Source organism: Bacillus sp. S3 (assembly GCF_005154805.1).
GTDB lineage: Bacteria > Bacillota > Bacilli > Bacillales > Cytobacillaceae > Neobacillus.
In genome coordinates this window covers 463,124-489,367 of record NZ_CP039727.1, presented here as the reverse complement: position 1 = coordinate 489,367, position 26,244 = coordinate 463,124, and the positions used below count along the sequence as shown (strand labels likewise).

General features: G+C 36.6%; 24 protein-coding genes. 4 read left to right on the top strand and 20 right to left on the bottom strand.

Features of this window, described 5'->3' with window-relative positions; genetic code table 11:
* Positions 1–437: 437 nt before the first annotated feature.
* From FAY30_RS02320 to FAY30_RS02290, 7 genes are all read right to left on the bottom strand, one after another.
* The gene (locus FAY30_RS02320) at positions 438–2,714 is read right to left on the bottom strand and encodes a WG repeat-containing protein (protein WP_149868378.1); all 2,277 of its coding nucleotides are present in this window, start codon (positions 2,712–2,714) and stop codon (positions 438–440) included.
* A gap of 84 nt (positions 2,715–2,798) precedes the next feature.
* Entirely contained in the window at positions 2,799–4,691 is a 1,893-nt protein-coding gene (locus FAY30_RS02315) for a DUF3732 domain-containing protein (RefSeq protein WP_149868377.1), read from the bottom strand.
* Positions 4,688–5,212: a three component ABC system middle component gene (locus FAY30_RS02310; RefSeq protein WP_149868376.1), complete on the bottom strand. Its 525-nt coding sequence runs from the start codon at positions 5,210–5,212 to the stop codon at positions 4,688–4,690. The genes FAY30_RS02315 and FAY30_RS02310 overlap by 4 nt, the downstream gene beginning before the upstream one ends.
* Positions 5,188–6,468 carry a hypothetical protein gene (locus FAY30_RS02305; protein ID WP_149868375.1) on the bottom strand — a complete coding sequence of 427 codons (1,281 nt, stop codon included), beginning with the start codon at positions 6,466–6,468 and terminating at the stop codon, positions 5,188–5,190. Before FAY30_RS02305 ends, FAY30_RS02310 begins: the two co-directional genes overlap by 25 nt.
* Before the next feature lie 1,390 nt (positions 6,469–7,858).
* On the bottom strand, positions 7,859–8,944 hold the full coding sequence (locus FAY30_RS02300; protein WP_149868374.1) for an RES domain-containing protein: 1,086 nt from the start codon (positions 8,942–8,944) through the stop codon (positions 7,859–7,861).
* 61 nt (positions 8,945–9,005) lie between these two features.
* Complete coding sequence (locus FAY30_RS02295) at positions 9,006–9,293, bottom strand: hypothetical protein (RefSeq protein ID WP_149868373.1); 288 nt, start codon at positions 9,291–9,293, stop codon at positions 9,006–9,008.
* A 33-nt stretch (positions 9,294–9,326) separates the two neighbouring features.
* The gene (locus tag FAY30_RS02290; protein WP_190284792.1) at positions 9,327–9,800 is read right to left on the bottom strand and encodes a hypothetical protein; all 474 of its coding nucleotides are present in this window, start codon (positions 9,798–9,800) and stop codon (positions 9,327–9,329) included.
* Between the two features lie 210 nt (positions 9,801–10,010).
* Here FAY30_RS02290 and FAY30_RS02285 point away from each other — a divergent pair, with 210 nt between their 5' ends.
* Together FAY30_RS02285 and FAY30_RS02280 are read left to right on the top strand one after the other, a co-directional pair.
* The gene (locus FAY30_RS02285; protein ID WP_190284791.1) at positions 10,011–10,973 is read left to right on the top strand and encodes a uracil-DNA glycosylase; all 963 of its coding nucleotides are present in this window, start codon (positions 10,011–10,013) and stop codon (positions 10,971–10,973) included.
* Positions 10,974–11,086: 113 nt separating this feature from the next.
* Complete coding sequence (locus tag FAY30_RS02280) at positions 11,087–11,689, top strand: restriction endonuclease (RefSeq protein ID WP_149868370.1); 603 nt, start codon at positions 11,087–11,089, stop codon at positions 11,687–11,689.
* A 275-nt stretch (positions 11,690–11,964) separates the two neighbouring features.
* Here the strand turns inward: FAY30_RS02280 and FAY30_RS27925 are convergent, their stop codons facing one another.
* The gene (locus FAY30_RS27925; protein ID WP_149868369.1) at positions 11,965–12,483 is read right to left on the bottom strand and encodes a helix-turn-helix domain-containing protein; all 519 of its coding nucleotides are present in this window, start codon (positions 12,481–12,483) and stop codon (positions 11,965–11,967) included.
* 57 nt (positions 12,484–12,540) lie between these two features.
* Positions 12,541–13,920: a 23S rRNA (uracil(1939)-C(5))-methyltransferase RlmD gene (gene rlmD, locus FAY30_RS02270; protein ID WP_149868368.1), complete on the bottom strand. Its 1,380-nt coding sequence runs from the start codon at positions 13,918–13,920 to the stop codon at positions 12,541–12,543.
* 183 nt (positions 13,921–14,103) lie between these two features.
* Between rlmD and FAY30_RS02265 the strand changes: the two genes are divergently transcribed.
* Both FAY30_RS02265 and FAY30_RS02260 read left to right on the top strand, forming a co-directional pair.
* Positions 14,104–14,427, top strand: coding sequence for a hypothetical protein (locus FAY30_RS02265; protein WP_149868367.1), 324 nt, complete (start codon positions 14,104–14,106; stop codon positions 14,425–14,427).
* 280 nt (positions 14,428–14,707) lie between these two features.
* Positions 14,708–14,983 carry a CC/Se motif family (seleno)protein gene (locus tag FAY30_RS02260; protein ID WP_149868366.1) on the top strand — a complete coding sequence of 92 codons (276 nt, stop codon included), beginning with the start codon at positions 14,708–14,710 and terminating at the stop codon, positions 14,981–14,983.
* 48 nt (positions 14,984–15,031) lie between these two features.
* Here FAY30_RS02260 and FAY30_RS02255 read toward each other — a convergent pair whose 3' ends face one another.
* The 11 genes from FAY30_RS02255 to FAY30_RS02205 form a co-directional block, all read right to left on the bottom strand.
* Positions 15,032–16,837, bottom strand: a complete 1,806-nt coding sequence (locus FAY30_RS02255; protein ID WP_149872561.1) for a carbon starvation CstA family protein — start codon at positions 16,835–16,837, stop codon at positions 15,032–15,034.
* A gap of 136 nt (positions 16,838–16,973) precedes the next feature.
* On the bottom strand, positions 16,974–17,711 hold the full coding sequence (locus FAY30_RS02250) for a LytR/AlgR family response regulator transcription factor (protein ID WP_149868365.1): 738 nt from the start codon (positions 17,709–17,711) through the stop codon (positions 16,974–16,976).
* Positions 17,686–19,470, bottom strand: coding sequence for a sensor histidine kinase (locus FAY30_RS02245; protein ID WP_149868364.1), 1,785 nt, complete (start codon positions 19,468–19,470; stop codon positions 17,686–17,688). Before FAY30_RS02245 ends, FAY30_RS02250 begins: the two co-directional genes overlap by 26 nt.
* A gap of 166 nt (positions 19,471–19,636) precedes the next feature.
* Positions 19,637–21,100, bottom strand: a complete 1,464-nt coding sequence (locus tag FAY30_RS02240; protein ID WP_149868363.1) for a nicotinate phosphoribosyltransferase — start codon at positions 21,098–21,100, stop codon at positions 19,637–19,639.
* 63 nt (positions 21,101–21,163) lie between these two features.
* Positions 21,164–21,712 carry a cysteine hydrolase family protein gene (locus tag FAY30_RS02235; protein WP_149868362.1) on the bottom strand — a complete coding sequence of 183 codons (549 nt, stop codon included), beginning with the start codon at positions 21,710–21,712 and terminating at the stop codon, positions 21,164–21,166.
* 130 nt (positions 21,713–21,842) lie between these two features.
* Positions 21,843–22,784, bottom strand: coding sequence for a diacylglycerol kinase (locus FAY30_RS02230; RefSeq protein WP_149868361.1), 942 nt, complete (start codon positions 22,782–22,784; stop codon positions 21,843–21,845).
* 224 nt (positions 22,785–23,008) lie between these two features.
* The gene (locus FAY30_RS02225) at positions 23,009–23,920 is read right to left on the bottom strand and encodes a hypothetical protein (RefSeq protein ID WP_149868360.1); all 912 of its coding nucleotides are present in this window, start codon (positions 23,918–23,920) and stop codon (positions 23,009–23,011) included.
* Positions 23,917–24,012, bottom strand: a complete 96-nt coding sequence (locus FAY30_RS02220) for an LPXTG cell wall anchor domain-containing protein (protein ID WP_149868359.1) — start codon at positions 24,010–24,012, stop codon at positions 23,917–23,919. The genes FAY30_RS02225 and FAY30_RS02220 overlap by 4 nt, the downstream gene beginning before the upstream one ends.
* A complete protein-coding gene (locus FAY30_RS02215; RefSeq protein ID WP_149868358.1) occupies positions 24,005–25,084 on the bottom strand; it encodes a hypothetical protein in 1,080 nt (359 codons plus the stop codon). The genes FAY30_RS02220 and FAY30_RS02215 overlap by 8 nt, the downstream gene beginning before the upstream one ends.
* Complete coding sequence (locus tag FAY30_RS02210) at positions 25,081–25,626, bottom strand: anti-sigma factor family protein (RefSeq protein ID WP_149868357.1); 546 nt, start codon at positions 25,624–25,626, stop codon at positions 25,081–25,083. Before FAY30_RS02210 ends, FAY30_RS02215 begins: the two co-directional genes overlap by 4 nt.
* Positions 25,623–26,141 carry a sigma-70 family RNA polymerase sigma factor gene (locus FAY30_RS02205; protein WP_223820868.1) on the bottom strand — a complete coding sequence of 173 codons (519 nt, stop codon included), beginning with the start codon at positions 26,139–26,141 and terminating at the stop codon, positions 25,623–25,625. The genes FAY30_RS02210 and FAY30_RS02205 overlap by 4 nt, the downstream gene beginning before the upstream one ends.
* Between the last annotated feature and the right edge of the window lie 103 nt (positions 26,142–26,244).

Below are 26,244 nucleotides of genomic sequence, written 5' to 3'. Positions count from 1 at the left end.
ACCGCACTGCTCTGTACTGGTCTAGCATATTACCAAATTCAGGATGTGTCTCCCATCGTGCCTTTATCCCATTCCTGCCCACTCGACCTAAACCCCAAAATCCCCTAGAAGGGCACCTAAAATTCCTCCATCCGTTTCCAAACATAAAAATAACCCTCAAAAAAGCTATCAGATCTGCATTCTCGAGGGTTTAATCCTTTATTTCAACTGCAGCAGCGCAATCGTCTCAACATGTGTAGACTGTAATTGACAACACAATGGATGTTGGTGGGTTTATCAACATTTTCACTTAAACATATTTTTGGGACATATTTTCTAAAATACAATTGAAAGAACAGCATATATTTTTACTAAAGCCAGCGTTCAATAACAACTAGGATTGATTATGTAATTATAGGAATTTGATATTACGAAAAAAGTCTTTATATTTATTTGTATCAAAGATACCATCTACCTTTACTATCTGGTATAGGGCAATTACAGGTAGGTCCTTCTATCAAATGTCCATTTTTATCAATAATTCCATCAGCTCTGTTACAAAAGCTCGCTATAATCTTCACTTTAGCCAGACCATTTTTAAATGGTGCTCCCCATAAAAATTGTGGTTTTATTACCCATTCCTCGTTACAATTTACGTAGCCCCATTTTTCACCTTTTTGGACTGCCGCTAATCCTTCACTGAACAACACATAATTAATTTTATCCTTATCAAATTTATCAATTGAAATTATCTTTTTGCCATCCGAATCCACCAATAGGGTTTCTCCTCTTTTTACTACTTTATATTGAATTTGTTTCAAAGTTTCACCACTTGCCCCAATTATACTGTCATATTCAAAATTTAATATTTTTTCGTTTCTATGATTAATTACACCGTATAAATTATTGTGCTTTGCTACAAATAAAGTTGTGTTTTCGTTTAAAAAACTTGTTAGCTGATTAATGTATTGATAGTTAAAAGGAATCAGCATATATTGATTAAAACATTCCATAATTCCATATTTGCCGTTTTTATTTACTATATAAAATGATCTAAAGTGTCCCTGTTCTTCTCTTTCAGATTCAAACCAACCAGAATCATAACCCACATCATTAATATCATTAATGATCAATTGCAAGTTTTCGTTTAGTAAGTCAAAAGTATTATCTCTATTACACTTAAATACATACGTATAATACGATAATTCATTGTATGTAATATCTTTATAAACTGGTTCTAAAATAAATTGTTGTTTATTAATATCATAAATACCTACAAGATGATCCTTAATTCCAAAAACATATGATTCTTGATAAATAAAATTTGAGCCTTTGCTAAAAGGTATTTCTGGGAAATCCTCTTGAGTTAAAATTTTATTGAAAATTGGCGGTATAACAACTGGCTGATGTTTCTTTATATCATAAATACCTACAAAATTATCCTTCATTACACATACAAAAGATTGACTATTGCCAAAATCATCCAAAATCTTATCAAAAATAACTGGGACAACAACTTCTTTATTTCTAATATCATAAATACCAAAAAAGCCGTCATTCATAACATTTACATATGATTCCTGGTAAATAAAGTTTACTTCTCTACTAAAGGGTACTTGAGGTATATTTTCTAGACTTAGGATTCTATCAAAAATTGGTGGAACTAAATATTGACCGTCCTTATTAATTAAACCATCTTTTTTTTCAAAACGAACTTTAGCTATATTTTCTGAATTAAAGATATAGTATCCAAGGTTCTTTCTCTCCTTTAACGTACATATATCAAATTTTGGCTCAATCACCCAGCTATTATTAGAGTCCCTAAAGCCAATTTTTCCATTATACTCGCTACTAATTCCAAACTCAGAATACACTCGTACATTAATAATTTCTTCACCGAATACTCCTACATCTATAACATCATATAAGACTTTTTGAGTATTTGAAGAAATCAGTTTATCTTTATATATATTAAATGTATCTAGTCCATAAAACTTTAAATTCTTACAAACAAAGGATTTTTCTATACCATTCTTATTAGTTATTTTCCCCAATAAGTTCTTGTTATTTTTATTAAACTCCAAAAAGCTTAATGTTCCTAGATTATCCTTGCTTAAATATTTTATTTTCAGCTCCCCTCGGATATTGAACCTATTATTTATTTCTTCTGGTCCTTGGTTGGGTTGTTTTTTCAAAAGTTCCAATTTTTCTTTAGCAATTCTATTTTTACGGCGAGGTTCTTTTTCTTTAATACCTTTTAAAAATGGATTCTCGTGTAGTGTTTTTTGATTTACTAAAATCCAAAAGACCTTTCCTTCAGGATAGCTGTTAAACTCTTGTAAAACTTCAATTATTTTATTTTCTATCAATGGAATAATTAAATCTTGACTTTTTTTATTCAATACAATCCGATGTAATTCCTTTTCCAGTTCAAAATCGTCATTTTTGCTACCCGAATTCAAAAGTTGGTTTATCTTTTTATTCATTTTTATTTTAGACCGATGGTTCGAATATAATTTTGTTCTCTCTATAGCTTTTCTTTGATTACGAACTTTTTCTGGCTCTTTAATAGTAATTTTTTTGTCCAGTTTTTTTTCTCGATTCATTAATACCCATATTGCTGTCCCTTCTGGGTAGGAGAATATTTCCAAAAGTTCAATTTCTTTATTACCTATTAATTGATTAATTAACTCGTGTGCCGAATTTTTTAAAACAATACGTCTTAATTCTTTCATTTAATTAAAATTTCCCCCTAAAGTTTTTAGGCTAATATTTTTCTATAGGGTTTTAAGAAGAAATCAATTTAACCTAAGTATCCATTAATAAGGATTTCCACCTTTATCGAACCTAATTAATGCATTTCCATTTCTAAACTCGTCATCGACAAGATAAAAGTTTTCTAAATTTGCTTCCTCCCATATAGACTTTGGAATATGTTCTAATACTATAATTTGAAAGTCCATCCCTAATTCGTTATTTATATAAGTAATAAAGTTGTTTAGCAGTTGCATTGCAATTCTTATTTTTGAACGGTCTGTACTTAAGACATCATTCCATTCTTTTTGTTCTTTTTTATTCTCTTCTCCAAAATATGGTCGACTAGGTTGGTCAATTATCAACCAGTAAGGAACATAGGGTGATTGCTGTCTAATAACTAACTCTTGCAATCCTAAAAAGAGACATAAATGTAAAAATAAATGATTGGAACTGCTTCCAACCTTACTTGGTATTAAAGCTTTTGGTGCTTTGAGTTTTAAACTTTTTTCTTTATATTGAAATGAGGATTTGTATCCTTTATAGGTTGGAATAGCGTCTGCACTCTTATCTAAATAATTTTGAATTATTTCATCAAGAAGCCGTAAAGTGGCATCTTTTCTTTCTGTATAATCAACTACCTCTTTTTCTAATTTATCTTTCAAAGACAACTTTTCTTCCAATTCGCTTTTTATTTGATCTTTATCATTTGTATCTTCCCACTGTGATTCATAAAGAGAAATTTTAGCTTTTAGTTCCCCAATAAACATTAGCTTATCGATTTCGTTTCTAGTTTTCACTTCATTCAAAGGTATATCATTAATTAGAGTATTAATTTTTTCAATATCCTTTTCATACTCTTTAATTCTGTCATCAATATTAAAATCGAATGGAGGTTTACCTTCAATATTTTTCTTAATTTCATAATATTCTTCGTTTAAAGCATTAATAAACAAATCAACCTCGGGTGATCCGATAAGTCTGTAATATGCCTCTTTAATCGCGATAACTGGTTTTAAACTATCAAGATTAACAGCCTCGAGCTTTCTATACTCTTCATATTCTTTTTTAAATCTCCTTAAATTTCTCACTTTTCTTATGAGTGAATTTTTATTTACCTTTAACTCATTAATCTTATCTATATTGATATCAATGTTTTCTTCTTTATAATTATTAGTTAACTCTTTAAATCTTGTTAGTGCTTCATTAAATTCAAAAGACTTGTATTCTATTAAGTTATAGCTTTGTGCTTTTTGGACCAACAACCTGATTTCTTGATTAAATGCATTTATTTCTTTATCTATTACTGATTGCTTTCTCTGTAAAGCGTTAATTTCTTTGTTTAAATTCACTATTTTTTCTTTTATACTGAGATTTTCTTCTGTTTCAATCCCAACCGCTAAGTCAAAAATTCTAGTCAAAGCTTCCCTATATTTGTCATCATTTTGTTTATCAAAGTAAACTTCACTATGCGTTATAACATCACCGGATTGTGTGTTAAACATAAAAAAATATCTAGGGGATATTTTACTTCCTAATAATATTTTTTTCCCACCGAAGGGAAAAACAGTCTTATCTGTAATACTGAACTCTTTCTCTATAATGGATTTAATGTCTTTCTCCTGCATATTATCTACAGGAGTTTCAGGTATTACCCCTAAAGAGGAAAAATAGTACTTAGAAGAAAGCTTCCTTTGATTTATCCTACCTCTGGCAATGGTATACACTTTATCATTGATTTTAAAACGAATGCCATACCAATTTACATTTTCATTAATTTTTTCCTCAGTAATATCTACTTTACTGGCAAAAAAGCAATAATCAATAATACTAATAATTTCTGATTTACCTGTACCACTCTCACCAGTAATTACGTTTACCTTATTAGTTTCAAAGTCTAATTCACGTACCTTACCATTTTTTAGCCACAGTACAAGTTTACTAATATAAAATTTCATAATTTCACCCTTAATTGAAGGTATAAATTTTCAACTTTATCTTCTAATAATTTTGCTATTTTAGGCGATGCCTTAACTATCTGAGTAGCTCTTATACCTATTACCCTTTTTTCGTAACTTGGAATAAAATCTTCTTCACCTAACAATTCAATTTTCCCATTAGGTCTAATTGCTAAAAAACCTAATGCGTTTAACATTAAAATTGAATTAACGGAAACCCTTAACAGTGCGTAAAATCGTTCATTAAAGTTTGATATTAATTCTGGTTTCCTTAAGATCAATTGTTCGATACTTTTTATGTGAACATTCGATCTACCAATATAACTAACTAAATCGTTCTGAAAGACAAACGGAAGAATTAGAAGTGCTTTTGCAGAGCTTATTGATTTAATATGCTTTATAACAGAATATACTCCTATGCAGCCTAGTAATTCGTTATTGTAGATATTTACATAGTTACTATTAGACTCAGATGCTTCTTCTACCTCTAAATTACTCATTTTGCGAACCTTTCTTTCCAACGATAATCCCATCCTATAACAGGAATATCCGATAAAAGATACAACTGCCCATAACTCATAGTAGTATTTATCGGGGTATCATCTATAGATAGTTTTAATTTTAATGTTTCAAAATAACACTGACTTGCTAAGTCCAACAACTCATCATTATCAATTTCTTCGATAGACATTCCACGAAGTTTTCTTTTTAGCTTGCTGTAAGTACTATTAAAAATAGTTGTCCATTGACTTTTTGTTTCCTCATCAAATTCTCGTTTTACATCTTCAGTTATTTCACTATTTTGCAACCAACGTAATAGATGATTGTGCATTTCATATTTACTCGTAAAAATATTTACCAAGTTCTCTTCATAGTCCGCATCATACTTGCTTAAAATTTGAACATCGAGTAATTGTTTTATAACCGTGTAATCTTGCGGATTTTCAGGTAATGGAACTCTTTTATTACTTAAGATAATAGGTAGTTTTATACTTCTTCCCAATTCAAAAAGTCTAGTAAAATGTTTATCATACTCATCGAAAGTAAATTTAACCTTTTTACCAGCCTTAATATCTTCATAAATTATTTCTTTTAAACGTGAATTTACAGCTACAAACACATCATCTATACGTGAACTTTTTACATTTTTCTCTTTAATCCTTAATTTTATCCTATTAATTAAATCATCCTTGTTATGCTCTATCCTCAGTTTATTCAAAAAACTTTCTAGCCATTTCTCATCCTGATTTTCCAGTGTGGATATGTATGTGTCAACTTTAGAAGATTCCTTACCTTTCTTAGGATTACTCAGCACTTTTAAATAAGCTTTCATTTCTACCAAGCTAAGTTTCCCACTTTGATACTCTTCGAGTTTAGTAATGAACAGATTTGTTATTGAGTTGGATTTATTAGTTACCAACTGAAAATCAGTTTTATTGATAAACTCTAATTGCGATTCCAAAGATAACCTTTTTTCCGCTGGATCATTAATAATACTTATCCAATTTGAAATTGTTTTCCATAGATCTTCATCTTTTTCTGTTAAGTTTATAATATTGCCATCTGCCCTTGTTTCTACAGAGTGTTTTAACTGCACTAAAATTTGATCTCCATCGGGCTTGTCAATATGTACATCATCTTTTACCTCATACCCTACTGTTTGGCCAGTTTGTAACTGCAACAATTGATATAAAAAATAGAAATACTGATATTCGAAGCCAATAGCTTTTGAATCCGCGGACGTTTTTTCCTGCACTGTCGTCTGTTTTTTTGACATTTTGACACCCCTTATAATGATGCAGAAGGTAATTGTCTACTATAAATAGAATACAATTAATTACAAAATTATACAACGAAGGAAAAACATCTCTTTACGTTTAAATATAAAAGGGAATACAGAATGTAAAGGAACGTTCACTAACCTGATATGTGGTGGTGAAGCCCAGAATTCACCCTTCACTTTAGGGGTATAATTCTGCATTAATAGAAAACTCCTGTTTTGCGTTTGGAGCCGCCGTAATTTTGTAGTACCAGCAAGTGCATCAAATGCACTTCTGAGTCGCCCAGGTCTCGCTTTACCAACCGTTTCACCACGAAACGTACCACAACCCACCTTGCAATTTGCAACGAGCACGGGATGTTTGAATCCTAAAAACTAAAAATGTAAGAAGTATTTAGGATCAATCTGGGGAATTAATTCCCTTCTAACGGGATGACATCACGATGGTAAGTCGTGAGCGAGGTTGACGGGAAACTCTAACAATTTTTTTTCGTCTTTTTTGCATTATCCAATCGCCTACCGATAGATGAATGAGCACACTGCCAGTTATATTAAATTATTTCTTTGGATGCTAAATAACCTAAATCAAAAAAGCTTTTTCTCTATAAATTCATAAATTGATTTCTCATCCTAATGTTAATTTCCAAAAGATTAATTGATCCCTTCCCGCAATAGATAATTTAAAAAGTATTTTTTTTCTTACTTAAATTCGGATACCATATAACATTTTTGGGTATCTTCTCAGGAAAATGGGAAAAACAATATTGATACTTACGGTATGTAATCACTATCGGATCTTTTACTTCCGCCGCATAGGATATCCTAATGGATTGAATATTGAATTGATTGGTGGAGTTAAACTTGTTGAGTTATGGAAAATGGTTTAGTGAATATTGAGGAAGACATATAAAAATTCACCCCGTAATTTATTTAGATAGAATCTTAGCCGAAAGAGTCTATTTATAATGCATTTACTCCTTTTGTCAAAAAAATATAATGTCAATTAAACAACCTACTATAATTTAAATCTGATCGAACTTAAAAAAGGGAAGATAAGTTTAGAGCATTAAAAAACCCACCCTTGCTTGTTTAAATTAGGATGGGGTCATTGGTGAACACCAATGGATTTTCTACCACTATTATATCCTTAGTCACATCTGTTAATTCACTAGCACTTTTTTTAATTACTGTCGTAATGTTTGGACTGTAATTTATAACACTATGGGAAGTTGGTGGGTTTATCAATATTCCAATAACACCAATGCACTTTCATTTTAAACTTTCGTGGATAGATCGATCACCCAAATCTTTGGACTATAATTGACGCACCAGAAAATGTTGGTGGTATCAAATTCTTAAATGTAATCTGTACTTTTCCTTGCTTTTTTCAAATGATATCTCCTAATGAATTAGTTTCATCTAAGAATCTTTCAAACCGTCCGAAATCAGTTTGCCCATAATTAATGGGCGGAGTATGAGGATCAAAATTAAGCCTGTAATTATGTAATGGTCCCTCCCCTGACGGCAAGCCTGAAGCGGTCTTATGTATCTCAAAAATTTGCCAAGATACACCCGGGGTTAAACTAAATAATTGATTAAGTTTATTACAATATCCTTTTGGTGAAAGTGTTTTAGCAGGAAATACATAATTATGATATAACCAAAAGTTTTGAGGTTTAGGCGAAGTTTGAACTGATAAATATCTAATTCCATCTATCTTTTCACTTCGTGTAACATATTGCAAAAGCAATTGTGGAATAATGTACTCCGGTTTAAATGGGTGTTCTCTATTATTTACCTTTACAGAGCTTGCAGCAATCAATGGCCATAGAATTAAATAAACTATTAATTCATTTACAGCATCAGCAGGATCCTTCTCATTCTGGTCTCCTAAATATTTAATCATATATAAGGGATGCAATCCCAAATCAACAATAGCTAAATTGTCCTTTTTTCTATAAAGAGAAGCTTTTACATTTTTAAAATTGGGGCGATTCATTTCTTCCCAACAAACATACATTGTACTTCCTAAGTATATAGATGGTAATCCGGGAATACTAAATCTTTGTGTAGTAACTAATGATCGAAGTTCGAACGGTATATGAAACATTTGCTCTCTACTAAAACTATGACTAGTACCTGTACCATCAATTCGAAGTCTATAAAAGTCATTTAAGGTTTGAGAGTCATTTATAGCACTTAGTTCCATTTCAATAGCATCTAATCCGGATTTAAAATCATTAAATGCTTTTGCTGGATGACCTTTATAATATTCCTGAACACCATTTTTTATCCCTTCAATTATACTATTTAGCTTATCTAAATTTGCTTTATTAAAAATACTACCAAGACCAGGATCTGTTACTTCTTTTATATAATCATCCAAATATTTTTCAATAAAAATATAAAAATCTCCATTATATTCTAAAGGCAATATCAATTTATCTTTAATGAAATTTAAATAATTTTCCAATGTGTTCTACTCCAATCAAATCAATATACAATAGTAATTATTAATTTATTACATTGAGGCTTCAACAGTAATTTTGATCGTACCTTCTTAAAATCTCAAGGGTGGATATTTGCACCAAATTCAGTCGAAAAATTGAATCGTCTTCATCGGAAAGTCCTGGATGTGATCCCTGGGGATGAAGGCGTTTCCAAAATGTTTCAAAATAACCCTGTCCATTATCTAGCCATTCATTCAACTGCTTATAAAATATAGGCGGGTTACATTTGGATAAAGCAATTTTAGCATTTTGACTACTCGTAAAGGTATTTCCAGTTATTTTTTCAGCAATTTTATTTAATAGTTCTTCCACATAACTCCTTAATTGACTATTGCAAGCAGCCCATTATCTTCGGTTGAAAGCATTACTAGCCTGATCATAGTGTCCTTTTGCAATATCAAGATTAAGTTTATTAAGAAGACTTTCCAATAATGTCTCATTCTTATTAAAATCAATGTCATTCTCGAAAGTTCTTACAAGTCTACCGTCTTCAATTACATATCCATCTTTTAGAAGGAGTCTTCTTAATTGTGGATAATTAACAAATTCATTTATTTCAGAATCAAAATGAAAGGTGCTTGATATTGTTCTGGTTAAAACATCTTCTACTATTTCATACATAAGATTATTACTTAAAATTCCAGGTCTTTCGGGATTGCTAATTAAATGCCTAGCTATGGATAGAACCTTTTGATCTTTACTATTACCTATGGCTACATCCTCTAATCCATATCTATATGCATATGTATCTAATGTAGCGTGGGTGTTCAAGTCTCGTAATAAATACATAACATCCATTATAGTAGCTCTTGAAAACAAATTACTTCCTCCCTTAATACCACCTATTCTATTTTTAGCGAAATTTCCCAACTAAATCATTATAACACTATCAATAAAAGGATACATTTTTTGTTATCCCCCCTAAATGTGAAAGGGGGAAATTCACTTTTAGGAATAAAAGGAATTCAAGTATGTAAAGAGAAATATATAATAATATTAAAAATCCCCCTAACAAATGGAGCGTATAAGATGAGCCATTCCAAAAATCTTGAAGAAGTCAAAAACCTTTTTTATGGAATATTACCAAACCGAATTGATATAGAGATCCATAAAGGTGAAAAAAAGATTATTAGTACTAACATAACAGGCAGCACAAGGGTAAATTTTATTGATGATGAAATTCCAAACGGATATACAACCATAACATTTATTCAAAATAGCTCTATAAAATTTGATATCCGAGCGGAGGGAATAGAAATAATCTCTTATGACGTATTAACAAAGGACAGATTCTTTGAATTTTTCTTTTTTATGCCTAATGAACAGATTGGAAAAATTATTGTAATAGGTGAACCTAATGAAGATTTTATTAATTTCGAAAAATTAGTAAAAATTACAAAAGATTGTACCTTCTGTGAGTCAATGTTAGATAAAGAGGCGATTATAGGTTACCAAAACGGCAATCTTAATGCTGATATATTATTTATTGCCGAAGCACCCGGTCCAAGGGGAGCAGATAAAACTGGGATTCCATTATCAGGGGATATTACGGGTAAAAATTTTGAAGAAATTTTGAGTTCAGTTGGTTTGAAAAGAGAGGATATCTTTATAACTAATGCGGTACTATGTTGTCCAACCAGTATGAATGGAAAAGTACGACCACCTAAATCTAGTGAAATAAAAAATTGTAGTGGATATTTAGCTCTTCTAATTGAATTAATTGATCCTAAAGTAATTGTAACTCTTGGGGCAGTTGCCTTGGATGCCCTAAAACAAATTAAGGGACATCAATTGAAATTAAAAAAACATATTGCAACTTTTCATCATTGGAACGGTAGATTTATATATCCTTTATACCATCCAAGCCCATTGGTGATAAACAGAGGTTTAAGAACAATGGAACAACAAAAAGCAGATTATCTACAATTAGTACGAAATTATGAAAGTAGATTTTTAAAGGGTCTTAATCCAATATCTTTATTGAAAGGGTGAACATTAGTTTCATAAAGATCTAGAATATAAAAGACTACCTTCTGTAATTATCTTGTTTTATCTAGTTTATAAACTAGGTTAACTGGAAACAAATTATAAGGAGGTGATGAGATATGGTTACATCTATTGTAATCTTCTTAATTTTATTAAACGGAGCTTTAATTCTTTATTTTAAAAAGCGAGAAGAAAAAGGAACAGCCTTACTTGCTCAAAAAATTGACTCAAGTTTAGAACTCAAAAAAACCCTGGCAATGGGGCTATATTTACGTTTTAACTACCCAACCACTAAAAAGGAAGATGGAATAACATATTTTGAGGAAAGTACAGACCTTTTTTTAAAGCAAGTTCCGTATGATTTTGAGGAGTTTGCTGCTCAAGTCTTCCAAAAACTCTATGGCGGAGAAGTTTTTGTAACAAATCGCTCCGGCGATTTTGGAGTAGATTTTGAACAAAAAAGGGAGGATGGGCTTTATCTAGGACAAGCAAAAGCTTGGAAAAAAGATGTAGGATACGAACCGATAGCAATTCTTCACTCTAATATGGTTAAACAAAACGCAAAGGGTGGTTATTTAATTACTACCGCACAATTTACTAAAGCTGCAAAACAATACGCCAGTGATCTTAATATTCAACTTATAGATGGTGTAGACTTTGTTGAATATTGGCTTGATTCTTTGGATAGTAAAGTCTACTCTCTCGCTAGTGATTTAGTATAAATAATAATATTAAGGCAATGAAACTTTCCACACAGAAAAGACCCTAACCTTTCACGGTTAGGGTCTCTTTCAGTATGTTACAAATAATAATCCTCATTCTGCCCAAAAGAAATCAAGCGAGGGTTATGATTACTTTATTCGATGTATAGATGAAGAAATGCTAACTAAATTAATGTTCTTTCAGTCAAACCAGCAGCATCTTAATACAAATTCACTTTATCATTAGTATTGCAAAATGGTATGCAGACAATTAAACTAGGGAAATACTATTTAGATTACGCACCTTCATATTCCTCTACATTCCTGTTAATCGTATCAATCACACGAATAATGCCACGCACATTATCTAGGTTATCTCTAAATAAATCAGTTACGCTTCCTAGTGAGCGGAATGGATCTTCCTGCAATACTTTCTTTTCAAGAGTTCCATTTTTCACGACGTAATCAATGATAAGTTTTACAAATCTCAATTGATTAACCTCCAAAAAAGCTTTCTTCCATGACGAAATCATAGAAGGGTTGGTTAGCCCAAATTGCAGGGCTGTATCTGCCTCAGAAGAACCTGTTCTTTTAATAAAGCTTAATACATCTAGCTTAAATTGAACAGAATAAGATTCCTTGTTCTTCTTTCTCATTAACCCTTTCTCCCCCAATTTTTCGTAAACTTTTACCCATCTCATAATGCGTGTAAAGTCTTTCATACCATATTTCTGTGCTAATAATCTATATCCCAATTTACCTGCTAGGTACTCTTTTACAAGCATTAACTTAAAGCCTTCACTATATTTAACCACTAAAAAACACCCCAAAAATTAGATTTCACTCTAACTTTTGGGGTGCAGTACAGAGGGTTAGTTGCCTTTCTTTAAGATGAGTTGCGAGATACACTCGACGTGCGTCGTATGCGGAAACATGTCCACCGGCTGCACTTCCACGGTTTTGTATCCGCCATCTTCTAATATCCGAAGGTCCCTAGCCAATGTTGCCGGGTTACAGGAAACATAAACAACCTTCCTCGGTTTCATTTCAATAATCGTTTGCAGTAAAGCCTCATCACAGCCTTTGCGCGGTGGATCAACGACTAAAACATCAGCGATATTTCCTTCTTTATACCACTTTGGAATAACCGCTTCTGCCTCACCGGCTGCAAACTCTGCATTCGTAATGCCGTTCAATTCCGCATTCCGTTTGGCGTCCTCGATCGCCTCAGGAACCACTTCTACTCCGAAAACCTTGCATGCCTTTTGTGCTAAAAATAGCGATATGGTGCCAATGCCGCAATAGGCATCAATTACAGATTCTTCACCGCTAAGCCCGGCATATTCAAGCGCCTTATCATACAAAACCTTTGTCTGCACAGGATTAACTTGATAAAACGAGAGAGCCGATATGGCAAACTTCACATCCCCAATGTAATCATAGATCACTTCACTACCCCAAAGGACGCTCGTTTTTTCGCCCATAATCACGTTTGTCCGCTTTGAATTCACATTATGAACAATCGACTTTACTTTCGGTAGCCGGCCAACAATTTCTTCAACTATTTTATTTTTCTGCGGCAGCTCTGCTGTTCTTGTAATAATGACAACCATAAGTTCTCCTGTCTGCTTACCGTACCGTGCCATAATATGACGGAGAACTCCTTTATGGGATTCTTCATGATACGCAGGGATCCCAAGATCACTGCAAATCTCCTTCACTGCTTGTACTGCTTCATTAATTTCCGGGAGCTGAATTAAGCTCTCATTTGTATCAACAATTTCATGACTACGCGGTTTAAAAAATCCCGCAATCAATTTACCGTCTTTTTCCCCGACTGGTACCTGGGCCTTGTTTCGATAGTGCCACGGATTATCCATCCCTAAAATAGGATGAACGGCCACATCCTCCAATTTACCGATGCGCGCAAGAACTTGCCGGACTTGATTTTCTTTGTATTTCAGCTGACCTTCATAGCTAATATGCTCGAGCTGGCAGCCGCCGTATTTATGCCGTTCACTGCCAGCAATCTCCACACGGTAAGGACTTTTTTCATAAAGTTCAATCAAGCGACCAATCCCATAGCCTTTGCCAGTCTTAATCACCTTAATTTTAGCTTTTTCGCCTGGCAGTCCGTTTGGAACAAATAATGGATAACCATCCACCTTCGCAACTCCCGCCCCGTCATGTGTTAAATCTTCAAAGACTACATCTATATAATCATTTTTGTTAACTGGTAATTGTTTGCTCATCAATTTCTTCCTTTACTCGTTTTGACTAGCTAAGATTGTAACACAATAGCGGGTTAAATGCGAAAACTGCCGACATCAAGAGCCCTTTTTTTCATAAGTGCGAAAAATTTGTCAGAACTTTTTTGTTTTCAAATATAATAAAAGTGTATATGATTAAAACAATCTCATTGGAAGGAGTGGATGATGATTAAACGCATAAAAACCCTTTCCATTCCTTTGCTGCTTGCCTTCTTTGCTTTAAACTTTTTACACATTTCAACTATTCTTCCGCAATCCCATTCAGCAATCAAAGCTGTTATCAACGAGGATGATACAAAGGCAAAGGCTTTTTCAGACGATGAGAAAAAACAGCCGATATACCTGCAATTACTGTTTGTACTTGTATTAGTCATTTCAACAGCAATGATTTCACCCCTGCAGTTGTTATTGGCACCTAGCAGAAAACTTATTTTTCTCATCCCGGTATTTCATCAATCAAACTACTTAATCCTCCCACCCAATTCATAAGAAAAATGAATAAAAAGGGAGGAAATAATATGTGGATTCGTTTTGCTCTGATTGGATTCTTTTCGTTATCGGCAGCAGGAATGCTCACCTACCAAGGCATCGAAATCTTCCATGCTTTTATGGATTACTTTAGACAAAAATAACAGAAAGGCAGACTCAGGAGGAACAGCATTCCATGGGTCTGCTTTTTTTAATAATTACATTAAGTCCTAAAACATAGTACACAATAAAATTAAATATTATACTAGATTAAGGGTAATTAAAAAGGAGTGGATAATGGTTGATTATCGAAATCGATGCTGGATCAAAAAACTGGTTAGAATCTAAAGGCAACCAGTTAACCGTAAAAACGATTGAAGTAAAAGCTTGCTGTGCCCCAGGAGTACAGGAGCTGGTAGCCGTACCGGGAAAACCAAAGACTTTAGACCTCTATCATGAATTTATGATTGACGATCTCTCCATATATGTACAAAAGAGGATTAGAGATAGAGAAAAACTCATATTAAAATTATCCGGTTTTAGTTTTTTAAAATCAATTTCGGCAAAGGTTCATTGATGAGATATATAAACAGCACCCATTCAAAATGAATGAGTGCTGTTTTTTTTAAGCAACTTCCTTTTCGGAATTCTTCACTAATATTGCTTGTGGAATTTTCCATAGATTCGTCCATTTAATAATGGATGTAACCATGATGACGATTCCAAGGATCAGCATGATAATGGAAAGGATAGCGTTCAATACGTTGAAACCAGGATTAGCTGCATTTAAGTAAACATTTTTCACCATCCAATACCCTGCTACCATAACCGTGACAAACAGGTATGCTAGTGGGATTAGACATGTCAGCATGTACCAGCGCTTTTCCGCAATCTTTAACACGACGGTCGCTCCGACAATAAGACCGATCGATGCCATCAATTGATTCGATACACCGAATAGCGCCCAGACAGAGCTAATGTCACCTGAGAAAAGAAGATATCCCCAGACAAAGCAGGCTAACGCACTGGCAAATATATTTGCTCCGATTGAATCTGTTCTTTTTAACGGTTTAATGAAGTCTCCCAAGAAATCTTGAATCAGGTAGCGGGCAACCCGTGTTCCTGAATCAATAGCTGTTAAGATGAAAACTGCCTCAAATAGAATAACAAATTGATAGAAGTAGGATGCCAATTTTGCAAAAAACGGAACGGCAGTGAAGATGTACGTCATCCCTACTGCAAGTGTAACGGCTCCACCCGTTCTTCCTTCAAGGTCCATTCCAACTTCTTTACTCAGTTCATCCAGGTGAACTGTTTCCATTCCAAGTGTAGCAAACTTCTCCGGTGAAGAGTTGATGGCAAAATAATCACCTGGCTGCAGTGATACAGCAGCAATTAAAGCCATGATTGCTACTAAGCATTCAACAAGCATGGCTCCAAATGCAACGCCCTTCACATCGCTCCAACGATTGACCATCTTTGGTGTTGTACCAGATCCTACAAATGCATGAAAGCCCGAAATGGCTCCACAAGCAATCGTTATCGAGATAAATGGCCAAACTGGCCCTGCTACAACCGGCCCACCGCCGTTAAGAAATTCTGTAAAAGCAGGGAATTGTACGTCTGGATTTACAATGAATACCCCAATTATTAAGGCGGCAAATACCCCAATCTTCATAAATGTACTTAAATAATCGCGTGGCGCCAATAATAGCCAGACTGGTAATGCAGCCGCAAAAAAAGCATAGATTGGCAGAATAAGTGCTAATGTACTTTTTTCAAGAGTTAACATGTCACCTAGCCATGTACCTTGAATATTTGGTCCAAGAACGATTGCCACCATAATTAATGCGAAGCCCACAATCGTTGCTAGTTTTAAGTTTCCTGTCTTTTTATGATACAATCCAACACCCATTGCAATCGGAATCGTGATCCCAACCGCAAACGTTCCCCAAGGATTTCTTTCAAGTGCGCCAAGAACAACCAATGACAATCCTGCCATTGTAATGGTGATAATGAATAGCATAGCTAAGCCTGTACAAAAGCCTGCAACAGGACCAAGTTCTTCTTTGGCTACTTCTGATAACGATTTTCCATTTCTGCGCATAGAGGCAAAGAGAACAACCATATCGTGGACAGCGCCGCCAATAACAGCACCAATCAGCAGCCAAAGCAAGCCTGGTAAATAACCAAATTGCGCAGCTAGGATGGGGCCAACTAGTGGACCTGCTGCAGCAATCGCTGCAAAATGGTGGCCAAATACTACCCATTTGTTCGTTGGTACATAATCTCGTCCATCTTCAAATTTCTGAGCAGGAGTCGGTTTTGAATCCTTAAGCTTCAAAACTTTTGCTGCCATGAAAGTACCATATAAACGATAAACAATTAAAAGGATACATATCGAGCCAATAACAATTGTAATCGCATTCATTTTCGTATATTCTCCCTCCACTTTTGTATCTACTTCATCAATTTTACAAAATAAAAGCGAATATATTCCGTTTTCACGATAAAATGCACAAATAGAAGGATGAATTGCAAAAATCAACAAATGAAATACAATCAGTTTAAAAACCGAAACGCTGCTTTAATTCCTTTACATAGGTTCGACTTACTGGAACTTTGGAGCCGTCTTTCATAAGCAAATTATAGGTAGAGTTAAACCACGGTTCTATTTCGATAACATGATCCAAGTTGACAATAAAACTACGATGAACACGGAAAAATTTTGCGCTATTTATCTTTTTCTCCAAAACAACAAGTGCATCAGCCACTTTGTATGCTTGATCGAGGGTTACAATATGGCACTTTCCTTCACTGGATGCGAAATAAAGAATGTCTGCCAGCGTTAATAATATAATCCGTTCATCCGCAAGAACGGCAATTTTCCCATTATTGTTGTGTTTCATAGAGGACTGGATAGGTACCCGCTTATCCCTAAAATGTTGCATTTTCTTGATTTTTTCCAACGTTTTTTGAAGGCGCTCTTCATCAAAGGGTTTTAAAATATAATCGACTGCATTTACATCAAATGCCTGTAAGGCATACTCATCATAAGCTGTTGCAAAGACAATAGCAGGAGTTTGCTCCTGGCTTTCTAATTGCCTCGCTAAACTTAATCCATTATCATCATCCAGTTCAATGTCCAAGAAAACAAGATCCGGCTTTAGAACTGTGATAGCCGACACTGCATCCTCTACACAATCACTTTCTCCTAAGATTTCCACCTGCTCACTTCGAATGAGCAGGTATTTTAATTCATCCCTTGCTAATGGTTCATCATCCACAATGTAGGCCTTCAACATCTTGATCAAAAACTCCTTTCCTCTCAAGCGGAATGGAAATCGTGATGGTCGCTCCGTGATCAACTTTACTCTTTAAAGATAAACTTGCTTGACCATTATAAATTCCTTTTAGACGTTCCGTAATATTATAAATCGCCGTGCCATTTCCTTTTTTTGAATGGACAACTTGTTTACCAAGCAACTCTATCTGATCCTCTGGGATTCCTTTTCCATTATCGGCTACGATAATCTGCAATTGATTGTTTTTTGAAAAAATTGTGATGGTCACTTTCCCTTCAGACTTACTTCGAGGAAAACCATAATGAATCGCATTTTCAACTAATGGCTGCAAGGTAAAAGGAGGAATCATTACCTTTTCTAGGTGTGACTCTATGTTAAAATCAATGTTGTATTTATTAGGAAAGCGAGTCTGTTCCAATGATAGATAGGCCCTAACATTCGCTAATTCCTTTTCCAGAGGGATTAGCATCTGCCTTGCTCCTTGGAGATTGCCACGAAAAAAGGAACCAAGTTCCAATAGTAATTTACGAGCTTTATCTGCATCTGTACGGCAGAGTGCGGAGATGGTGTTAAGACTATTAAATAAAAAGTGCGGATGAATTTGCGCTTGTAAAGCCTTAATTTCTGCATCTTTTAATAGCTTTGTCTGTCTTTCTGCTTCCGCAAGCTCCAGCTGAGTCGAAAAAAGATTCGCCAGCCCTTCAGCCAATTCCTGTTGTACCCTATCCAGCTTTCCAGGCTCCGTGTAGTACATTTTTAAGGTGCCAAAGATTTTGTTTTTTACCTTTAATGGCAGTACGATCGCTGCTTCTAGCGAACATTGACTATCAAAACAAGAGATTTCTTCTTTTGATCTTGCAATGGAAATTTTACCTTTTTCAAGTACTTTTTTCGTCAAGCCTGTCTCAGGCTTTAACTTTGGGATATGGTGATCTGAAGCGGCACCGACATGGGCTAGGACCTGGTGGTCATCAGTGATCGCTACTGCATCTGCACGGGTCAATTTCAGCATAATTTCTGAAATTTCCTTGCAGGAATGGAAGTTAAGTCCTTGGCGAAAGAAAGGCAGGGTTTGATCCGCAATAAGAAAGGCTTGGTTCGTTTGGTTGGCACGGGCGCGTTCTTCGTCACGTTTAATGATTTGAATAATAAACATAAACAGCAATGTACCTAAACCGTTGCCAAAAATCATTGGAAGGCTAATGAGCTGAACGAGTTCCCAGGCATCATTAAACGGTTTGGCTGCGACAAGAATGATAAGCATCTGAACAGCTTCTAAGGCCATTCCGATAAGGACAGCAAACGAGGACGTGATTTGTTTCCCCTTCTGTTTTCGTTTTTTTCCAAAGTATCCTGCTGCAATTCCAGCAAGAATGGTAGAAAAAGCACAAGAAAAGGCAGTGAATCCCCCTAGGGTAAGGCGGTGAATTCCCGCAATCAGTCCTGCGCCAATGCCAACCGCTGGTCCCCCAAGTAAACCGCCAATGACAATCCCCATCACTCTTGTGTTTGCTAGTGCACTCTCATGGTCCATTTCAGTAAGCCAATCGGGTCTGCCTATCGTATGATGGTGAACTTCAATGCCTGTATAATTACTAATGATTCCGAACGAACCAAAAAGTAAAATAAGCATGATTTTCTCTTTTGTGCTGTGCTCGTTTTGAATCACTTGGCGAAACGACCGCATTTGCGAAAGCAAAAATGCCACAATCACGATAATTCCAACCTTTTCGAGCATCAATGGAGCTAAATTGAACATATTCCTTCTCCTTTACCGTTAGCCCTGTGTCCTTATTCATTATAAGAAATGACAGACTTTTTCGAAAGGTTTATGCACTTTTTCATATTACACCATTAAGGATTGCCGCGCTCCGCCATAATCCATAGAAAAAAGACGCCCTTCTTAAGGACGCCCCTTCTTTCTCTTATTCCTTCATCGCTTCTACTTTTTCTTTCACTTCTTCAATGTTTTTCATTTTGTTATCCCAGCACTTTTGACTTAAATCGAGTGGATAGTCCTCTGGATTCAAGATCCGCTTGTACTCGTCCCATAATGCATCAAGATTTTGTCTTAGATACTCGCGTGATTCCTCCAGACAAGGGATTTCAAAAACGAGCTCGCCATTGACAAAAATAGTTTCATGGAGCTCTTTTGCAGTAAAGTTCGTTACCACCTTGTTAATGTACGTATGGGTTGGATGGAACATACGGATACGTTTTTCCGGCAGCTTTTCATCCTCCATCGCGATATAATCTCCCTCGGCATGGTGGTTCGTATTATTGATAATACGATAAACCTTTTTCATCCCCGGAGTTGTCACCTTATCCGGATTAGAGGAAATCTTAATCGTATCCTCCATTTTGCCATTCTCATCTTCAATCGAAACAATTTTATAAACAGCACCGAGCGCTGCTTGATCGAAGGCAGTAATCAGCTTGGTGCCGATTCCCCAACTATCGATTTTAGCACCCTGCGACTTTAAGTTGATAATCGTGTACTCATCTAAATCACTTGACGCAACAATTTTCGCATCCGTAAATCCGGCTTCATCCAGCATCTTTCTTGCTTCTTTAGATAGGTATGCAAGGTCGCCGCTGTCTAGGCGGATCCCGATAAAATTAATCTTGTCTCCCAGTTCCTTAGCCACTTTAATCGCATTTGGCACGCCGAGACGAAGGGTATCATACGTATCCACTAAAAAGACACAGTCTTTATGTGTTTCTGCATATTTATGAAAGGCCGTATATTCATCTTTATAGGCTTGGACCATCGAATGGGCATGGGTTCCCGAAACAGGAATACCAAACAGTTTTCCCGCCCTGACATTACTTGTGGCTTCAAAGCCGGCAAGATAGGCAGATCTCGTTCCCCAAATCGCTGCATCCATTTCCTGCGCCCGTCTTGTCCCAAATTCCATCGCCACTTCACTGCCAACGACCTGCTTAATTCTCGAGGCTTTTGTGGCAATTAATGTTTGGTAATTCACAATATTGAGCAACGCGGTTTCAATTAGCTGTGCTTCCCCTAGAGGTGCATCCACCCGTAAAATGGGTTCATTGCCAAAGACAAGCTCGCCTTCTTTCATGGAATGAATCGAGCCCGTAAAACGCATATCCTTTAAATATTCAAGAAAATCGTCCTTGTACCCTACTTCATTTTTCAAATAATCCAGGTCTTCTTCGCTAAAACGGAATCCTTGAATAAACTGAATGACTTTTTCTAAGCCTGCGAAAACAGCATAGCCGTTTCCGAAAGGAAGCTTGCGGAAAAATAGTTCGAAGACCGCACGTTTATTATGTATTCCATCTCTCCAATACGTCTCTGCCATATTAATCTGATATAGATCTGTATGCAGAGTTAAACTATCATCATGATAAATGTGTTTCATAATTGACCTCCGGAGTACTATTACAGCTTTTCACCATTATAACTGATAATATCATTAATAGCACTATTTAACCATAGCTCCAAGCGATTGTTCAAAATGTCCCAGCGCCCATTCATGTCCTGCGGGATTAAACGATGCAACGGCATCCTTGTACACGACAATGTTAAATCCTTTATTATAGGCATCCACGGCAGTGTGGAGGACGCAAATGTCTGTGCAAACACCAACTAGGTGGACTTCGGTAATACCCCGCTCACGTAATTTGATTTCAAGGTCTGTCCCCGCAAATGCCGAGTATCTTGTTTTATCCATAAAAGCAACATTTTCTTTTTGTTTATTTTCATCATAAACATTCTGGAGTGCACCAAATAGGTCCCGGCCTGATGTCCCGCGAAGATTGTGCGGCGGGAACAATTTCGTTTCCGGATGGTATTCATCCCCTTGATCATGGACATCGATTGCAAAAACAACATAGTCCCCTTGATCAATAAACTGCTGTGTCAGTTCAACGATTTTCCCCTCAATCGCCTGGCCCGGCTCTCCGCAGGTTAACGCCCCCGCATCTGCAACAAAATCAACCGTGTAATCAATATTAATTAATGCCCTCATCACCCATCGCCCCTTACATTGTCTTGACTGATGTCTTTAATTCATTATACACATTAATTGAGGCACCCGAAAGCAAAAGTACCAAGGGATTTTTCTATAAAAAAAGTCCGCTCCTAAAGGAACGAACTTCTTGTTAGCTATATCTTTTCCCCGACTCCCAGTCTGTCGGCCGGTCATTTGGGCGAATATCATCAAGGGGCACGAATACCTCTAAATGACGATAAAGATTCTCGAACTCTGCCGGCAGTAAGCCGCCAAATTCACCATCTAAATTTAACTGCACTTTCTCATCAGAATAAACCTTGATCCGATTGGCCTGTGTGTAAATCACATTTGGATCATTTACATGCTCACCGCGAATCGCTAGCGTTGCAATCCGGGTAAACTCAGCAAGATTTACTTTTTTCAAAATTAACAGGGAAAACAAACCGTCATTAATGGAAGCATCTGGCGCCAGCTTTTCAAATCCGCCAATTGAATTGGTCAGCCCGACTAGAAACATCATTGCTTCTCCTTCAAACAGCTTTCCGTCATATTCAATCTTTAGATCCGATGCTTTTATTGAAGGGAGCATTTCCATCCCTTTTAAATAGTAAGCTAGCTGGCCGAGCATCGTTTTTAATTTACTCGGTACTTCGTATGTAATCTCGGTAATTCTGCCGCCGCCTGCAATATTAATAAAATATCGGTCATTAATCCGGCCAATATCAACAGGGATTAACTCCCCTTTAGTAATGATGTCCACGGCCGCTCCCACATCTCTTGGAATATGAAGGGCTCGGGCAAAATCATTCGTTGTACCTGCTGGAATAATGCCTAATTTCGGACGATACTCCTGTTCAGCTAAGCCGTTAACGACCTCATGAATCGTTCCATCCCCGCCAGCTGCAATCACCACATCATACTGGCGTTCAACAGCTAACCGGGCTGCAGCTGTTGCATCGCCCGCGCCCGTCGTTGCATGACAGGATGCTTCATATCCGGCAATCTCTAATTTTTCAAGAATTTCCGGCAGATTCCGCTTCAAAACTTCTCGTCCTGAGGTAGGATTGTAAATCAGTCTTGCTCTTTTCATTATCATCATCCTATTTTTTAAATACATGGCTTTGTCAATTCTATATTCTACCAATTTTCATCATCGCTTACAAACATATTGCAAAGCCATCAAACTGGACCTTCCATTCGTGGGAATCCTCCTGCCCATTCATGCAGGATACCTATTATTATCTCCTCCCCACGTCCATTTACTATCATAATGGTTATTTATTTTTTTGCAAAAAATAAGTGAAGAATTTTTTATTAATATGTGTTCAGGCTAACATCATAAGCTTTGGCAATATTGATACGGTATTTCCCTTCACCCAATTGATAAACAGCATTTTTTCCCGTCTCATTGTCTGAGCTCTCTTTTTCGGACACCTGCCATTCACCATCTTTTCCGCTCACATTCTCCACACCTACAGCAGAAACCTTCAAATTATTATTTTCAGCAACATCTACAACAATCGATGAGACACTCTCAATATTCCAGTCGTTCGCGAGCGTCCGCGGTTTTAATGTTAACGAATTCCCATTTCCGATGACCTCAAGTTTTACATCCTTCGGCACTAGAATGGTCCCCGCTGCCATTCCCTCCGAATAAAACGGACCCATCTCGTTTGGCAGAGACTTAAGGTTTAAATAAAGTGTATCTCCCTTTTGGTTTGCCGCAATGAAATCATCGGCACTTTTAAGCAGCTTCTCTTTCTTTGCCGTTTGCACCCGGTATGTTCCAAACATCGATACTTCTTTCTCTTCTGTCGCCTCAATCGTCATGTCGTAGCCGACCGTTCTTACCACAACCCGTTTAATGCTGTCCTCCATTTGGTAGGAGAAAGCAGGAAGTTCAAACGACCGCTCTTCCCTTGCCATTACCTCTTCTGCCTTGTCCATCAGTCCTGTTGCATTGACAACAGCGAAGGCAATGCCAATCGTGCCAATCACCCCAACAAAGAAAATACTCAGAAAATCATATTTTAATATTGGCTTTTCCTGCCGTGAAAGAAATAAATAAAGAAGAATTTCAATTCCGAGGACGACCAGCAGAAGCGGCCACCAAGCCGTCATCACCTGAACAAGATTTAAACCCAAGAACTTTGAAAAGAAAAGAAAGAGGCCAAGAAACAAAAGCGAGGCCCCCATCGAAAACGTCCCAACACGCCAGGTTCTCATACTTCTTCTCCCCCTTTTCTTTTTCTAAAAAGGAACCCAATTCCGGCTCCGATTAAGGCCAGTCCCGCTACCGTTTTTCCCCACTTACTCATGATTCTTAACCTCCCTTTTAACCTTACTTCCAGATAAAAGCTTGATTCCTCCCACAATCAACAAGACACATACAATGCCTGACTGGATGTAGTTTTGCACCCAATACATAATGTCAAAGTTGATTAATCTTTCTAACATTGGTGAAAATGCCGGTAATAGGACATTCATGACCAAATAATAAAGGCCCAATAAGATAAGTCCGATTCCCACCCATTTTTGATGATTAAGGAAATACGAGATGATCGGGACATCCTCCAACTTTTCTTCCCCGTACCGCGATACCTTTTGCATCGCGTCAAAAAAGCTGTAAAACCATATGATCGGAATTAGAAACAAGAAGATGCCAAGGCGCAATACATCTAAAATATAAATCGAGAACAGGAACGCTGCCATTAGCTGGATGCCGCGGCGCTGCAAACCTAAATACAAGTGGCCGGCTCCTGGGAAAATCGAGAGAAAGGTCGCAATGGCTTTGCTTTTCTTGCCGTCTTCGCGGCGTAATTCAAAATCCTCATAAATGGTACGGTCTATGAGCTCCTCACCACGCTGCTTTTTATTTACCTGCTGAACAGCGTCGAAAAATCCGTACACCCATATAACGGGAAGTGCCGCTAAAAAGATTAGAAATTCTGACCGGCTAGACAGTGCCGTGATGAAAATGACCATGGCGCCCAGCCCAAAAAATGTCGCCAATAAGGTTAAACCCCGATTCATTAAGCCGAGTTGGAAATGGCCAAGCCCCGGAATAAACGATAAGACAATCGTATAAAAACGTTCTGAATCCTGTGCCGCTTTAGATTGTTGGTAATCAGGATTTGTTTCTATTAGTGCTTTCTTTTGTTTTGAAATCTGAACTCCCATATCAATGAAACTAATTAAATAAATTGAAACTCCAGCCATAAAAGCTAGGATCGCCACTTCCTCATTATGGGTGAATAAAGCAATAACCGTTATAAATGCCAATCCTATTACTGACAGTAAGTACATCACCCCGCGAATCATGTTGCCGAAATAAATATGTCCGAGGCCGGGAAAAAGCGATAGTGTTAAAGCCTTCGTGGAATTTTTCATTTCTTATCTGCCTCCTTCTTTTCTAGTGAATCCATCCATGCAAATGTTTTATTAATAACCCCTTCCGTCACCGAAGGCTTTTTTTCCTGTATGTGCTGCGGACTTTCTATCGAGTTCGCATAATTGGCAAGCGATTGAAACGCCCCCGAAAACATCAAAAGAACCGTCGCCGCCGCCGCCAACAAATAATGAAACACCGCCTGCTGATAAAAACGCTTCTTCCTATTAACCGTGTTGTTGATGGTGTTAATAGTATTAATAGTGTTATTGGTGTCAGGCACCAATTGAACTGTTTCCATAGTGCTAAGGTCGTTATTGGTGTTAGGCACCGCCTTTGGCGCTACCATTGCCATTATTTGGTCTGTGAAGTTGCTTTCGTTTGAAAGAACTGGGAGGGATGTTACATTGGCTGAGACTGCTTGTAAGTATGTCTCTAGGCATTGGTCGCATGTATATAAGTGATTTTCCAGCTGTTCACGTTTTTGGTCATTGATTTCGTCACTCACGTATTCCATCCATTCATCGTAACTATAATGCTTCATGAAAAATCGTCCTCCTTCCAATTCTTTTTCATCCAGCTCCTGGCCCGGTACAGCTTTGTTTCTATCGTCTTGACCTGGACATTTTGTTCCTCGGCCATTTGCTGATAGCTTTTCTCCGCTATATAAAAGCCATAAATCACTTCGCGGTAATTTTCAGGTACTTCATTCAGCTTTTTCCTCACAAGTCTGCGCTGATCCTGCTCAATAATTTCCTTTTCCACACTATCCCTCGGCGTCCCTAATGCCGCTTGCTCGAGGGCCTCGACAACTTCCTCTCTTCGTCTTGCCTGTTTTCGTTTCACATCTATCGCATGGTTCACAGCAATCCGTGTCATCCACGTTTTAAACCCCTGATGTTCATATTTGGGGAGAGAGGTGTAAATTTTCATAAACACTTCCTGTGCCGCGTCTTCCGCTTCCTTTTGGTCGCGAAGAACAGCAAAGACAGTCCGGAACACATCATTGCGGTACTTCTCAACCAAAAGACGAAAGGCATGATCATTGCCTTCCAGCACTTTTTCTATTAAGGCTGTGTCGTTAATCGTTCTCTCCCCCTTTCTTATCCTACTTACACATGAATAGACGATTCGTTTTTTTCAAACCCCTACACTTTTTATA